Raw genomic sequence first — 13,763 nt, forward strand, 5'->3', positions numbered from 1 at the left:
GCACTCGGCGACGCGGCCCGTCAACGGGCAAGTACCGGAGGGCTGGTGGGATAAAGGCTTTTGGAAACAAGGACTTGGGACCACCCAACGGGTTAGGTTGCGGGCCTCCCATGCGGTCCACGCTCCTGCCCATCCTCCTCTTGTGCGCCGCGCTGGCGAGCGTGGGGGTGGGGGTCTGGACCCTCGTGAAGCGCAGCCGGACGACCCTGGTGGAGCAGTTCGCGGGGGACCGGCAGAAGCAGTTGGACGAGGCCGTGGGCGGCGTCACGGACTCGCTGGAGGAGGTGGGCAAGAACCTGCGCTTCGCCGGCGAGCTGATGTCTCAGCCGGGGACCCTGGCGGAGCACCGGCGGGAGCTGCGCGCGCTGCTGGAAGCGGTGGGCCAGTACAAGGCCATCGCGGCGTACGACGGCGACGGCGCGGAGCGGCTGCTGCTGTTGGATCGCAAGCCGGACGCGCAGGTGTCGCGCGAGGGGCTGGTGGCGGAGATGGCCGACACGGCGCGCCGCGCGTTGCAGCGTCCGCCGGGCGACCTCACCACGTCGCCCAGCCTGGACGCGGCCAACGGTGGCTGGCTGCGCATCCTGGCCACGGCGCTGCCCGCGACGGACGGCAAGCCCGAGGGCGCGGTGGCGGTGCTGGTGGACACGGAGTCGTTCTTCGCGCCGCTGCGCATCGTCACGTCGGACCTGGAGGCGCGGATGCTGCTCGTGGGCACGCACGGCCAGCCCACGCCCGCGAGCGACCCGGCCCTGACGGAGTGGTTCGGCCGCGCGAGCCAGAAGGACTCGGGCGTGCCGGGCTTCGCGTTCCTGGTGTCCCGGCTGAAGGCCGGCGCGCGCGGCATGCTGCCCCTGTCCGAACAGGAAGCGGAGCGGCTGGGGCTGGGGCGCTCGGAGGTGGTGGCCGTCTACACGCCCATCCGTATGCGCGGCGGCAGTCACTGGGCGGTGGCGACGCTGGTGTCCACCGCGGCGCTGCGTTCGCACGAGCAGTCGCTGGTGGTGCGGCTGTTGGGCGCGGGCGCGCTGGTGGCGTTCTTCCTGGTGGCCTTCGCGGTGTACGTGGTGCTGGCGCGGCGGCGCGCGGTGGCGCTGATGGAGAGCCGCAGGCACGCGGCCCAGCTCGCCGCGCTCCATGACCGGACGCGGAAGATATTGGACCATCTGCCCACGGGCGTCCTCGCGCTGACGGAGGACGGGCGGATCAGCGCCGTCAACCAGGCCCTGCGCTCGCGCGTGCCCGGCAACGTGACGGGCGCGCCGCTGGCGTCCGCGTTCCCCAGCGCACCGGCGCCGGTGGTGCAGCGGCTGTCCGCGCTGGTGGCGTCCGCTCGACAGGAGGATCGGCCACTCAGCCTGCTGGGCGAACCGCTGGCGCTCTTTGGCGAGGAGGGCACGTACAACCTGCACGCGGTGCCGCTGACCGCGGAGGACCCGAAGGAGGAGACGCGCGCGCTCCTGGTGGTGGAGGACCTAAGTGACGTGCGCGCGCTGGAGACGCAGCTGTTGCGCGCGGAGAAGCTGGCCACGGTGGGCGTGTTGGCAGCGGGCATCGCGCACGAAATCGGCACGCCGCTGGGCGTGGTGCGCGGCCGGGCGGAGTACGTGCAGAGCAAGCTGGGCCCCACGCATCCTCAAGGGCCGGGGCTGGGCGTCATCGTCGAGCAGATCGACCGGGTGAGCCGCACGCTGCGACAGCTGTTGGACTTCTCCCGCCTGCAGCCCGCGATGGTGCGGCCGGTGGCGCTGGGGCCGCTTGCCCGGAGCGTGCACGAACTGTTGCAGGTGGAGGCGGAGCGGCGGCGGGTGAGCTTGAGCGTGGACGTGCCGGAGTCGGTGCCGGCGCTGGCGGCGGACTCGGATCAGCTCCAGCAGGTGCTGCTCAACCTCACGCTCAACGCCTGCGATGCATGCAGCGAGGGCGGCACGGTGGAGGTCTCCGCCTCCGCGCTGGCGGGCCCGGAGGAAGGCACGTGGGGCCTGGTCGCGCTCACCGTGCGCGACGACGGGTGCGGGATTCCGAAGGAGCGCCTCAACCAGGTGTTCGACCCGTTCTTCACGACGAAGAAGCGCGGGCAGGGCACGGGGCTGGGGCTGACGATGGTGGCCCACGTCGTGCGCAACCACGGCGGACGGGTGGAGCTGGAGAGCACGCCGGGGCAGGGCACCCGCGTCACCGTGCTGTGGCCGGTGGCTCGCGCTGTCCCAGAGGAACGAAATGCCGAGCGACTTGCCGTCTGACGCGCGCATCCTCGTGGTGGACGACCACGTGGAGATGGGGCGCATGCTCCAGGAGCCGCTGGCCGACGCGGGCTGGACGGTGGACCTGGCCACCGGAGGCCAGGAGGCGCTGACGCTCATCCGCTCGCGCGTGTACGACGCGGTGCTGACCGACCTGCGCATGGAGAAGGTGGACGGCCTGGACGTGCTGGACGCCGCCCGCGCGGTGGACCCGGAGCTGCCCGTGCTGCTGATGACGGCCTTCGGCGGCGTGGAGAGCGCGGTGGAGGCGATGCGCCGGGGCGCGTACCACTACTTCACCAAGCCCTTCCGCCTGGACGAGGTGCGGCTGTACCTGGGCCGCGCGCTGGAGGACCGCCGGCTGCGCGCGGAGCACCGGGCGCTGAAGCAGGCGTCGCAGGAGCGCTCCGGCCTGGGCGCGCTGGTGGGCAAGAGCGCGCCCATGCGCGGGCTGTACGAGCTCATCGACCGGGTAGCCCACGCGGCGGCCCCGGTGCTGCTCCGGGGCGAGAGCGGCAGCGGCAAGGAGCTGGTGGCCCGCGCGCTCCACGTCGAGGGCCCGCGCGCGTCCAACCCCTTCGTGGCCGTCAACTGCACCGCGCTGCCGGGACCGCTGCTGGAGAGCGAGCTGTTCGGCCATGTAAAGGGCGCCTTCACCGGGGCCACGTCCGTGCGGCGCGGCCTGTTCGTGGAGGCGCACGGCGGCACGCTGTTCCTGGACGAGATTGGCGACATGCCCACGGAGCTTCAGGCGCGGCTGTTGCGCATCCTGGAGGACGGCGAGGTGCGCGCGGTGGGCTCGGACGCCAGCCGCACCGTGGACGTACGCGTGGTGGCCGCCACGCACCAGGACCTGGAGGCGCGCGTGCGGGAAGGGCGTTTCCGCGCGGACCTCTTCTACCGGCTCAACGTCGTCACGCTGCGGGTGCCGTCACTGAAGGAGCGCCGGGAGGACATCCCGCAGCTGGTGGAGCACTTCACCGCCCGCTCCCGCGCGCGCAACCCTCGCTCCCGCGTGACGTCGCTGTCACCAGAGGTGGTGGCCGCGCTGGGCGCCATGCCCTGGCCGGGCAATGTGCGCGAGCTGGAGAACCTGGTGGAGCGGCTGGTGGTGCTCGTCCCCCGGGAGACGGTGACGCTGGAGGATTTGCGGCCTCATGCGCCGGTGCCCTCGGCGGAGGAGGCCACTCCCTTCGCCCAGGCTCGGGAGGGCGTGTGGACCCTGCGCAAGCTGGAGGGGGAGTACATCCACTGGATGGTCCAGCACTGCGGCGGGAACAAGACCCGGGCCGCGGAGCTGCTGGGCATCGATGTGTCCACCATCCACCGTCGCGAGCGGGAGCGGTGAGCGGGCTTTCTCCTCGCGCGGGCTGACATCCGGGCGGCCGCACGAACGTCCGGGGGACAGCCTCCGCCGCGTTGCCTCGGGGGCAGCGGGAGACCATGGAATGGGCATGCCCACGCCACGCCCCGCCGGGACCGAAGTGTCGTGGAAGCTGCTCCTCGTCGCCTTCGCCGCCGTCGTGGGCAGCTTCTTCGTGACCACCCTGATCGTCCAGCGATCGTCCGCGGTCATCAGCGATCTCTCCAAGGAGATCATCTACAACTCGGCGCCGAGCATCGAGCACCTCGCGCTCGTCCGCAGGTCCGTGCTGGAGGCCGAGCTGGTCCTTGCCCGGTTCATCAACGAGCCTACGCACCGGGGGGCGCTGGACCGGGAGCTGGAGACGGCCTTGTCGGAGGCGAGGGCGGGCATTGGCGAGTACCTGGACCTCACGCCGCTCCCGGGCGAGCAGGCAGTGAGGCAGGACGTGCAGGAGTCGTGGTCGCGCTTCGAAGCCGCGGTCACGCAGGCCCGCGCGGACGCGGTTGCCAGGCGGGAGGGGGCGGAGGGGGCGCTGTTCGAACAGGACGTCGAGCCCCCGGCCCGGCACCTCTTGGAGAACATCACGCGCTCCATCGAATGGAACGCGGTCAGGGGACGGGAGCTGGCGGAGCGCATCCGTGAAGCGCGCCGCGAAGCCGTGTGGCTGAGCACGAGCCTCCACGCGGTGTGCGGCATCCTGGCCGGGGTGGTGGCGTGGTTGCTCCATCGCGAGCTGCAAGGACGCCGCGCGCTCGCGGACGCGTACACGAAGTTCGTCGAAGCGCGAGCGGAGGAGCTGGAGCAGTTCGCGGGCCGCGTCGCGCACGACATCCGCAACCCGCTGTCCTCGGCCCGGATGGCCGCCGAGCTCGGCTTGCGCAAGACGCCCGAGGAATCCTCTCGCGCGCCCTTCAAGCGCATCATCCGGAGCCTCTCACGGGCGGATGCCATCACCGGCGCGCTCCTGGACTTCGCCCGCTCCGGAGCCCGGCCGGATCCCGGTGCCCGGGCCGAACCCCGGGCGATCATCGCCGACCTGCTGGGCGGCTTCACGGCGGAGACGGAGCAGTCCGGCATCGAGCTGCGTCACGAGCCCGTTCCGCCGGTCCTGGTGGCTTGCAGCACCGGCGTCTACCTGAGCCTGCTCGGCAACCTGATCCGCAACGCCATCAAGTACATGGGCGATGCGACGACCCGGCGGGTCACCCTCCGCGTGGAGGACACGGGGGCCTTCATTCGCACCAGCGTCAGCGACACGGGGCCGGGCATCACGCCGGAGCTCCTGCCCTCCCTGTTCGAGCCGTACTTCCGCGTCAAGGGAAGCAGCGCCATCGCCGAAGGGCTCGGGCTGGGGCTCGCGACCGTCAAGAAGCTGGTGGAAGGGCACGGGGGCCGGGTGGGTGTCACGTCCACGTGCGGGAAGGGGAGCACGTTCTGGTTCGAGCTGCCGCGGGCGGGCTCTTCCTCCTGGGACGTCCTCCCGCCGCCGCACGACGCTCCAGGCACGAGCCCCCTGAACTAGGCCCGCGTGGCAATCCGCCACGGGGGGCTGGCGGATTGCCACGGTCCACGGGTGATCACTCGGTGGCCCCGGGGGACGGTGGTTCCGGCATGTAGCTTGCTGTGACGTGGGACCGTGGTGTCCCTGCGCACAACCCGGGCCTTGCTGCTCGGTGCGGATGAGTCCCTGGCCTCGCTGCTGGCGGACGTGCTGGGCGACCTGGGCATCGCCCTGTTCCTGGACGCGGGGGACGCGGCCCGGCCGGACCTGGTGCTGGCGCACGTGGAGCGCGGGGAGGCCATCCTCCCGGTGATGACGCGCGCTCGGGACTGCGCCGCCACCGCGCCCGTTGTCGTCCTGCTGCCCTTCGCGGACGAGCGCCTGGTGTCCCGCGCCCTGTGTCAGGGGGCCCGGGCATGTTTCGCGCTGGGCAGCCCACTCGATGAGCTTCGCGCCCTCCTGCGCTCGCACTTTCCTCTGTTGGAGACCCCCCATGGGTGAACCGATGGCCGTCGTCACCGTGCTGCGTCCCGTTGTCCCCTTGCGTGAAGTGGAGCGCCGCCCGGTGGCTCCGGTGTTGGACTCGGGGGAGCGCTCCCTCTTCCAGGCCGGCCAGGTCCGCGTCACCGCCGAGCGGCTCGTCGTGGGCGGCCAGAGCTGGGCGCTGCGCGACGTGCTCCAGGTGGAGACCGCGCGCCGCACCCCGAAGGTGTGGCCCTACCTGCTCGCGGTGGGCCTGGCCGGGGCGCTGGGGTTGCCGCTGTTGTCCTGGCTGTCCGTCAGCGTGACGGCGCTGAAGGGCGCCTACGAGGCGGGGCTCATCCTCACCGCCCTGGGCCTCTTCGCGTCCATGGCCGCGCTGCTCGTCGTGGAGGACACCCACTACCTGGTGCTGGGGCTGCCGGGCGGCTCGCGCCGCGTCTTCGGCAGCCACGACCCCCAGCTCATCGCGCGGCTTGCGGGGACGGTGCGGGCCGCGTGTCAGCGGCCGTGAGCTGCTCGCGCACCTGCGAGACGATCTCGTAGGAGCGCAGGCGCGCCGCGTGGTCGAAGATCTGCGCGGTCACCATCAGCTCGTCGGCCCCGGTCTGCTCGATGAGGGACTGGAGGCCGTCGCGCACGCTGTCCGGCGAGCCCACCACGGTGCACGCCAGCATGTGTTCGATCTCCGCCAGCTCCATCTCGTTGAGCTGACCGTCCATGCTGTCCACCGGCGGCAGGAGCGGGCCCGGCCGGCCCCGGCGCAGGTTGATGAAGGCCTGGAGCAGCGACGTGAAGAGGCGCTGCCCCTCCTGGTCCGTGTCCGCGGCGAAGACGTTCACGCCAATCATCGCGTACGGCTTCTGGAGCACGTCCGACGGGCGGAACTGCGTGCGGTACAGATGCAGTGCGCTCATCATCTGCGCGGGCGCGAAGTGCGACGCGAACGCGAAGGGCAACCCCAGGGCCGCGGCCAGCTGCGCGCTGAAGGTGCTGGAGCCCAACAGCCACAGCGGCACATGCAGGCCCGCGCCCGGCACCGCGCGCACGGCCTGCCCCGGCACCGGGTCCTTGAAGTAGTTCTGCAGCTCCACCACGTCCTGGGGGAAGCTGTCCGCGCCCCCCAGGCCCCGGCGCAGGGCGGCGGAGGTGCGCTGATCCGTCCCCGGCGCGCGGCCCAGGCCCAGGTCGATGCGGCCGGGATAGAGCGTCTCCAGGGTGCCGAACTGCTCCGCGATGATGAGCGGCGCGTGGTTGGGCAACATGACGCCGCCCGCGCCCACGCGAATCGTCTTCGTGCCCCCCGCCACGTACCCGATGACCACCGACGTGGCCGCGCTGGCGATGCCCGTCATGTTGTGGTGCTCGGCCAGCCAGAAGCGCTTGTAGCCCAGGGCTTCCGCGTGGCGGGCCAGGTCCAGGCTGTTGTGGAGGGCGAGGCCGGCGTCGCCCCCGGAGATGACGGGGGACAGGTCGAGGACGGAGAAGGGGATCATCGGGGGGACCCTCGCGCCACGGGGGGCGGAAAAGCCCTTCGATAGCCAGGGCCCTCGGGGTTTTCACGCCATTGACGCACCGCTCGGGCGCTCGGGCCCTCCGGACCGCCAGGCGGAGGCCATCCCACCCATCAGCCTGGCTTCAGGCGTGCGGGGGGACGGCCTTGCGCTCGGACTTCGCTCGAACGAGCGCGGCGTGCGCGCGGTCCAGGGTGCCGTGCGGATCCTCCTCGCCCCGCACCGTCACGGCGATGGACACGCACGCGGGCTGGCCGGGCACGTCATGGAGCTGCTGGCGCGAGGCCTCCGCGCCCACGGCGTCCGCCCCGGGCAGCGCGAGCAGGAGGGTGTCCCCCGTCCAGCGCACCACGAAGCCCGGGGGAGGACAGAGGCCTTCCGCGTGCCGGGCCAGCTCGCGCAGCGCCGCGTCGCCCGCGTCGTAGCCACGCGTGCGGTTGATGGCGCCCAGCTCCATCAGGTCCACCAGGAGCAGGCTGGTGGGCAGGCCCTCCCGGCGGCAGCGGCCAATCTCCTTGGCCAGCCGCTCCTCGCCCACGCGCCGGGTGTCCAGCCCCGTGAGCGCGTCCTGGCGCAACAGCCGCTCGCGCGTGCCCTTCAGGTCCGCGCCGATGCCCAGGTCCATCAGCGACAGGAGCTGCGCGATGCCACCGGGCACCAGGAAGGGCCTCGCCACCCAGCGCACCACGCGCGGCCGGGGCCGCTCCAGCGACAGGGTCAGGTGCAGCCCGCGCGAGCTCTCCGCCGCCAGTTCCAGCTGACGCAGCGTGCCGCCGGAGTCCGCGGTCAGGCTCGCGATGTACTGGCACAGCGAATCGAAGGCCATGCCCGCCAGCCGCTCTTCCGGCAGCCCCAGGAGCTCCGCCAGCGCCGCGTTGGCGGCGAAGGGCTTGCGGCCCGGCGCCACCACCAGCACCGGTACTTCCAAGGCGCTCACTGCCTCGCGCACCAGCGCCAGCGCCGCCGCCTCGTTGAGCACCGGCTCCGCCGCACCTCGGGGATGTGGCAAGGCGGGGGGCGCCCGTCCCCGCACCGCGGTGTGCTCCAGGTTCTCCGCCACGCGGCCCGCCAGCTCGCGCAGCGCCGCCAGGTCCTCCGGGCCCAGCATCATCGGACGCGTGTCGATGACGCACAGCGAGCCCAGCACGTCCCCGGTGGAGGTGATGAGCGGCGCGCCCGCGTAGCTGCCGACGATGCCTTCGCGCACCAGCGGGTTGTCCCGGAACACCGGGTGGCGTGCGGCGTCCGGCACCACCAGGGCCTCGCGGCCCTGCACCACGTGGTGGCAGAAGGACCAGTCGCGCGGCGTGCCCCGGTCCTTCGCGAGCGCCGGGGGCAGCCCCACGTGCGCCTTGAACCACTGCTTGTCGCCCAGCACCAGCGTCAGCAGCGCGACGGGCACCCCGAAGGCCTGCGCCACCTCCGTCACCAGCTCCTGGAGCTCCTTGTCGGGCAGGTCGGGGTCCACCAGCTTCAAATCGTCGATGCGCGCGAGCCGCCGCTTCTCTTCCTCCGCGTTGAGTTCCAGCAGGCCGTGGCCCGCGAGCTGGCCCGCGAGCGCGCGCCGCACGCCGTCGCGCATCGCCTCTGGACCCGCGCGCCGGCTGAGCAGTGCGTGGATGCCCAAGGCGTCCTTGAGCTGCCAGGCGCGTACGCGCAGCTCGTCGAACGCCGTCACCACCATCACCGCCGTGTGGCGCGCATCCGAGCGGCCCCGCAGCCACGCCAGCAGCGCGAACCCGTCCACCCGGGGCAGCGCCAGGTCCGTCACCAGCAGCGTGGGCGAGCCGCGCTGGCGCACCAGCTCCTGGGCCTCCGCGCCATCCCGCGCGACCACCCCCTCCAGTCCCTCTTGCTGCGCGAGCGCGAGCAGGCCCGCGGCACGATGGCGATCCGGTTCGGCGATGAGGGCGTAGCGGGGCATGTCGGTCCACTCATGCTGCCACGCGTCTTGCCCTTACGTACCCTGGCCCGTTGTCCAAGTCAGGGCCGCCCGTCCATGGGCCGGCGGTGCGAGGCGCTAGTGGTTTCCCACGATGCCCGGGCGCTCGCGTCAGGACCGGGGCCCGCCCGGCAGCGAGCGGGACGCCTTGGGCGCCGCCTCGCCCGGGGCCGCACCCGCGCCGCGCGCTTCGGAATGCGCGAGGGCCGTCTCCCGGGGAAACCGGCCGAAAAGGCGCTTGAGGGCGCCGCTCTGCCGTTGGAGTTCCTCGGTGCGCGACACGGCCTCCGCCAGCGTTACCAGCACCACGCCCACGACGGCGGGCAGGAGCGGCACGACGCTGGCCCATGGGACGGGGCGTCACCACCCGGACGCTCAACACCGTCTGGGTGAAGTCCGGTGCGTCGTCCGCGAACGCGGCGGACGGCAACAGCCACAGCCCCAGGCACAGGACAGCGGCGACAGAAGCCGGGAACCCCCGGCGCGACACGGGGGCGACGGCGGCGGGAATGTTCATGGACCTCTACTGGACGGCGACCGGGCGCTTTCCTAGCGCGGTGCTTCCAGCAATTGCGAGACGTGCTCCGCCAGGTCCGGCAGCGGCTGGGGCTTGCTCAGCACCAGGTCCACACCCAGCGCCTGCGCACGCGTCCCCAGCTCTGGCGTCGCGAACGCCGTCAGCAGCACCATGCGCGTGGCGGGCGAGGACTCGCGCACCCGCTCCGCGATGATGAGCCCTTCCTCGGACTGCGTTCCGCTCAGGCGCAGGTCGCTGATGACCAGGTCGTACCGGCTGCGCTTCATGTGCTCCAGGGCCTCATTCAGGTCCGTGGCGGAGTCGACCTTGTAGCCGGCGCTGGCGAAGAAGCGGCCCAGGACCCAGCACAGGACCGTTTCATCATCGACGATCAGCAGGTTCCGGGGCACACACGAAGGCATGAGCAAGTGAGGGGCCAGTGCCCCGAGGATAGAGGAAGGAAGTCATTACAACGACTTGGCCCGGCGGAAGCAGGTCCGCCGCGCGCGTTTGTCCAGCTTGCGGATCCACTTTCCAGATTTCGGACTGAATCAGGCAATGACGGCAGCCCGGAGGCTCACCGCATGGGGATGGGCTGGGGCCGGTCCTCGTTGGCCGCGGCGGGAACGAGCGCGGACAGGTGGAGGATGAGCACCGGCATCAGCTGCGGCTTGGGCAGCAGCTTGGTGATGCCACTGCTCCACGCCGAGTGCCGTACCTCGTCCAGGGGCAGCGCCGTCATCAACAGGATGGGAATGTGCGCGTCCTGCAGGCGCAGGTCGCGCGCGAAGCGCAGACCTTCTTCCATGCCGGGCCGGCCGAAGGGGTGGTCGATGAGGATCGCGTCGAACAGATTCGTGTCCAGCAGGCCGCGAGCCTGGGAATCCGTGCGAGCGGTGAGGACGGTGAAGCCCGCGGCCGTCAGGTGACGCGCCGTTGCCCCGCGAACCGGGGGCTTCGAATCGAGGAGGAGGATTTTACCGTGCATGCACAACAACAGTGCAGCTGTTGTGCCGCGCCGGGTGTCATACGCCCATTCCAGTCATTGCAAGGGATTGGAAGGGAGGGGGGCGAGCGAGGATGGGCCCGTTTTCCAATTCCTGGACCAGTCTCCGGAATCTGGACGAAAAAAGGCCGTACCCCGCCGCGTCCGCAGGCCGTGAATCAATAGAACGCAGGTCCCACCGGGAGCCGAAAGATGCCCGAGCCCGTGAAGGATGAATCACTCCAGCTCCTGCTCGCGCGCGCTGACGACCGCCGACCGGTGCTGGAGGAAGGGCTTCCCGCGGAATCCACCCGGGATGCTCCCAGGCCCGCGCCGCTTCCGCGCCGTGCCGAGGGCATGACGCTGGAGCGGCCCGACGCGAACCCGAATGACCTGCCCGCGCAGCGCTGGGGTGTCATCGCGCCCCTGGGCACGGCAGGCGACGCCATGCTTCGCGCCATCGAGCCGCTCATCCAGCACCGCGAGCAGGAGCAGGGCGCCGCCGTGATGCGCTACCGCGTTCCTCCCGGCATGGACGCGAACGCGGCGGTGCGCTGGAAGGAGACGGTGCACCGGGCCGAGGACGTCCCCGAGGAGGAGCGTCCCAGGTACCTGCTGCTGCTCGGGGACCTGCCCGACGTGTCCATGGAGCTGCAGCACGTGCTCGCGCATGGCGCGTTCGTGGGACGGCTTCACGTGGGGCTGCCCGACGGGGAACCGGACCTCGCGGGCTACACGTCCTATGCGGGGAAGGTGATCGCGGCCGAGAAGCAGGGCGCGCCTCCGGAGGCCCCCGACATGCTCCTGTACACGGCGAGGGACGGGACGACGGCCACGAGCTCGGGACACCAGCTGCTGGTGGAGCCCTGCCGGCAGGTCATGGAGACGCGGTGGAGGCAGAAGCGGCCCGCGTTGAAGGTCCAGGAGGTTCCCTATGACTACGCGGACGCGGACGCGCTCCTGGAGGCCGCGGCTGCTGCGCGCTCGGCGGTGATGCTCACGGTGGCGCATGGGTTGGGGCGGCCCTCGAAGGGCTGGGCTTCTGCCCAGGAGCAGCGGGCCCTGCAGGGCGCGCTGACGCTGGGCGGAGGCCCACCGCTCACGGGAGCAATGCTGAGGGACACGCCCTTCCTGCCCGGAGGCATGTGGTTCAGCGTGGCGTGCTTCGGCGCGGCGACTCCACCGGACAGCGCGTTCCATGCATGGCTTGCGCAGATCGCCGCGGCTGGAGGGTTCGCGGGCCGTCCTGACTCCGTGCTGCACAGCCTGCCCAGGGCAGGGGAGCGTCCCTTCGTGGCGGCGCTGCCCCAGACCCTGCTGGCGAATCCGCGCGGACCGCTGGGCATCATCGGCCACAGCGACCTGGCGTGGACGCTCGGGTTCCTGGACTCGGAGGACATGACGCGCAGCCGTGCGTCGCGTGTCCTCTCCGCGCTCCAGATCCTGTCCAACGGCAGCCGCGCGGGTGTTGCCCTGGACGCGCTGATGAGCGCGTACCGGGGCGTCAACGACGCGCTGCTGGCGGGCTACCGGGCGCGGCAGGACGCGCAGGTGTATGGCACTCCGGATCCTGTCGACCCGAAGCGACAGGGTTATCAGTGGATGCAACGCAATGACTTGCGCGGCTATGTGCTGCTCGGAGACCCCGCTGCAAGGCTTTCAGGGCAGCAGCCGTAGCGTCGGGGGCGGCGTCACGAGCGGATCCCGTCCCTGGACCCGCTCACATTCCGCATAGCCGCTGCGCGCCTGCTCCTCGGTTTCATCCAGGTAGCTGCGACGGACGTCCGGAGGAAGGCAGTCCTTGTTGACGGCCCGAAGCCGCCGCTGGAGCTCCGAGACATCCAGGGGCCAGAGCTGTGCCTGTCCATCGGCGCACACCGTCAGGACCTGCTGCCCGACCGGACTGAACTCGGCGGATGCGACCTCCGACTCACAGCCCTGGAGCACCAGGGGCACACCCGTTCCGTCTGCCCTCCACACCCGCGCGGTTTGATCAACCGAGGTCGTCACCACCCACAGCCCATCCGGGCTGAAGCTCGCGGAATTGACGACGTTCAGGTGTCCCTTGAGCACGACCGGCGTGCCCGTTCCGTCCGCCCTCCACACCCGCGCGGTCTTGTCCGCGGACGCCGTCACCACCCACAAACCATCCGGGCTGAAGCTCGCGGAATAGACGTCACCCCCATGACCCTTGAGCACGACCGGGGTGCCCGTCCCGTCCGCCTTCCACACCCGCGCGGTCTGGTCCTCGGACGCCGTCACCACCTGGTGGCTGTCCTGGCTGAACTCGGCGGAGAGGACGCGGCGCTCATGGCCCTGGAGCATCACGGGCGTGCCGGTTCCATCCGTCCTCTGCACCTTCGGGACCCGGACAAACGCGGACACGACCCACTGACCGTCGCGGCTGAACCGGGCGGAGCGTGCATCGTCGGACTTCAGCACCCGCGGTGTCCCGCTCCCGTCCGCCCTCCACACCTGGGGCTCGCCCCCGGACGTGGCCAACACCGACTGGCCATCCGGACTGAACTCCGCGGACCCGATGGGCCTGAGCGGATCCTTCAGCATCACCGGAGGGCCCATCCCATCCGTCCGCCACACCCGCGCACTCCCGTTCTCGAAGACAGTCACCAACTGGTGTCCATCCGGGCTGAACGCGGCGGACACGACGGGGCCCGCGCGCCCATCGAGCACCACGGGGGCTCCCGTCCCCTCCGTGCGCCAGATGCGCGTCGCTCCGTCGGCACCCGCCGTGACGACCCGCTGCCCATCCGGGCTGAACCTCGCGGACCGGACTGAGTCGGCCGCCTCTCCGGGGCCCTGGAACACCACGGGAAGCTCCGGCCCGCCCGCCTTCCAGACCCGGAGGGCTCCATCGCTGGACGCGGTGATGATCCGCTGCCCGTCCCGACTGAAGCGCGCGTCCGCGACCCAGCCCTGGTGCCCCTGGAGCATCCGGGAGGGGCCCCTTCCATCCGCCCTCCACACCCTTGCGGTCCCGTCGAAGGACGAGGTCACCACCCACTGGCCATCCGGGCTGAACTCCGCGGAGGTGATGGGGTCTGTATGGCCATTGAGGACGACGGGAGAGCCCGTCCCATCCGCCTTCCACACCCGCGCCGTCTTGTCCTCGGAAGCCGTCACCACCCACTGGCCATCCGGGCTGAACGTGGCGGAGTTCACGCTCCCCTCATGCCCGTTGAGCACGACGGGCGAGC

General features: G+C 71.5%; 12 protein-coding genes. 6 read left to right on the forward strand and 6 right to left on the reverse strand.

The window, feature by feature from the left end; translation table 11 throughout:
* Positions 1–110 precede the first annotated feature (110 nt).
* The 5 genes from D7Y04_RS21415 (at position 111) to D7Y04_RS21435 (ending at position 6,104) form a co-directional block, all read left to right on the forward strand.
* Entirely contained in the window at positions 111–2,243 is a 2,133-nt protein-coding gene (locus D7Y04_RS21415; protein WP_121760519.1) for an ATP-binding protein, read from the forward strand.
* Complete coding sequence (locus D7Y04_RS21420) at positions 2,221–3,591, forward strand: sigma-54-dependent transcriptional regulator (protein WP_370457173.1); 1,371 nt, start codon at positions 2,221–2,223, stop codon at positions 3,589–3,591. Before D7Y04_RS21415 ends, D7Y04_RS21420 begins: the two co-directional genes overlap by 23 nt.
* A 106-nt stretch (positions 3,592–3,697) precedes the next feature.
* On the forward strand, positions 3,698–5,131 hold the full coding sequence (locus D7Y04_RS21425) for a HAMP domain-containing sensor histidine kinase (protein WP_158627573.1): 1,434 nt from the start codon (positions 3,698–3,700) through the stop codon (positions 5,129–5,131).
* Between the two features lie 117 nt (positions 5,132–5,248).
* Positions 5,249–5,611 carry a DNA-binding response regulator gene (locus D7Y04_RS21430; RefSeq protein ID WP_233601524.1) on the forward strand — a complete coding sequence of 121 codons (363 nt, stop codon included), beginning with the start codon at positions 5,249–5,251 and terminating at the stop codon, positions 5,609–5,611.
* Positions 5,604–6,104 carry a DUF6232 family protein gene (locus tag D7Y04_RS21435; protein ID WP_121760521.1) on the forward strand — a complete coding sequence of 167 codons (501 nt, stop codon included), beginning with the start codon at positions 5,604–5,606 and terminating at the stop codon, positions 6,102–6,104. The genes D7Y04_RS21430 and D7Y04_RS21435 overlap by 8 nt, the downstream gene beginning before the upstream one ends.
* Here D7Y04_RS21435 and D7Y04_RS21440 read toward each other — a convergent pair.
* From D7Y04_RS21440 to D7Y04_RS21460, 5 genes are all read right to left on the reverse strand, one after another.
* The gene (locus D7Y04_RS21440; RefSeq protein WP_121760522.1) at positions 6,055–7,086 is read right to left on the reverse strand and encodes an LLM class flavin-dependent oxidoreductase; all 1,032 of its coding nucleotides are present in this window, start codon (positions 7,084–7,086) and stop codon (positions 6,055–6,057) included. The genes D7Y04_RS21435 and D7Y04_RS21440 overlap by 50 nt on opposite strands.
* 142 nt (positions 7,087–7,228) lie before the next feature.
* On the reverse strand, positions 7,229–9,028 hold the full coding sequence (locus D7Y04_RS21445) for a diguanylate cyclase domain-containing protein (RefSeq protein ID WP_121760523.1): 1,800 nt from the start codon (positions 9,026–9,028) through the stop codon (positions 7,229–7,231).
* A gap of 129 nt (positions 9,029–9,157) precedes the next feature.
* Complete coding sequence (locus D7Y04_RS21450; RefSeq protein WP_120594364.1) at positions 9,158–9,382, reverse strand: hypothetical protein; 225 nt, start codon at positions 9,380–9,382, stop codon at positions 9,158–9,160.
* Positions 9,383–9,595: 213 nt separating this feature from the next.
* The gene (locus D7Y04_RS21455) at positions 9,596–9,985 is read right to left on the reverse strand and encodes a response regulator (protein ID WP_121760544.1); all 390 of its coding nucleotides are present in this window, start codon (positions 9,983–9,985) and stop codon (positions 9,596–9,598) included.
* A 155-nt stretch (positions 9,986–10,140) separates the two neighbouring features.
* Positions 10,141–10,551, reverse strand: a complete 411-nt coding sequence (locus tag D7Y04_RS21460) for a response regulator transcription factor (protein WP_147454454.1) — start codon at positions 10,549–10,551, stop codon at positions 10,141–10,143.
* A 210-nt stretch (positions 10,552–10,761) separates the two neighbouring features.
* Between D7Y04_RS21460 and D7Y04_RS21465 the strand changes: the two genes are divergently transcribed.
* The gene (locus tag D7Y04_RS21465) at positions 10,762–12,225 is read left to right on the forward strand and encodes a hypothetical protein (protein WP_121760524.1); all 1,464 of its coding nucleotides are present in this window, start codon (positions 10,762–10,764) and stop codon (positions 12,223–12,225) included.
* Here D7Y04_RS21465 and D7Y04_RS21470 read toward each other — a convergent pair.
* The coding region (locus D7Y04_RS21470) for a WD40 repeat domain-containing protein (protein ID WP_233601525.1) at positions 12,208–13,763 on the reverse strand (1,556 nt) is incomplete at its 5' end. The two genes, D7Y04_RS21465 and D7Y04_RS21470, sit on opposite strands and share 18 nt — an antisense overlap.

The organism is Corallococcus sp. AB038B (assembly GCF_003668955.1).
GTDB lineage: Bacteria > Myxococcota > Myxococcia > Myxococcales > Myxococcaceae > Corallococcus > Corallococcus exiguus.

Coding starts and splice junctions, on each gene's coding strand:
- D7Y04_RS21435 (WP_121760521.1), top strand. CDS start 5,604: ATGGGTGAACCGATGGCCGTCGTCACCGTGCTGCGTCCCGTTGTCCCC.
- D7Y04_RS21445 (WP_121760523.1), bottom strand. CDS start 9,028: ATGCCCCGCTACGCCCTCATCGCCGAACCGGATCGCCATCGTGCCGCG.
- D7Y04_RS21460 (WP_147454454.1), bottom strand. CDS start 10,551: ATGCACGGTAAAATCCTCCTCCTCGATTCGAAGCCCCCGGTTCGCGGG.
- D7Y04_RS21465 (WP_121760524.1), top strand. CDS start 10,762: ATGCCCGAGCCCGTGAAGGATGAATCACTCCAGCTCCTGCTCGCGCGC.
- D7Y04_RS21415 (WP_121760519.1), top strand. CDS start 111: ATGCGGTCCACGCTCCTGCCCATCCTCCTCTTGTGCGCCGCGCTGGCG.
- D7Y04_RS21455 (WP_121760544.1), bottom strand. CDS start 9,985: ATGCCTTCGTGTGTGCCCCGGAACCTGCTGATCGTCGATGATGAAACG.
- D7Y04_RS21420 (WP_370457173.1), top strand. CDS start 2,221: ATGCCGAGCGACTTGCCGTCTGACGCGCGCATCCTCGTGGTGGACGAC.
- D7Y04_RS21425 (WP_158627573.1), top strand. CDS start 3,698: ATGCCCACGCCACGCCCCGCCGGGACCGAAGTGTCGTGGAAGCTGCTC.
- D7Y04_RS21440 (WP_121760522.1), bottom strand. CDS start 7,086: ATGATCCCCTTCTCCGTCCTCGACCTGTCCCCCGTCATCTCCGGGGGC.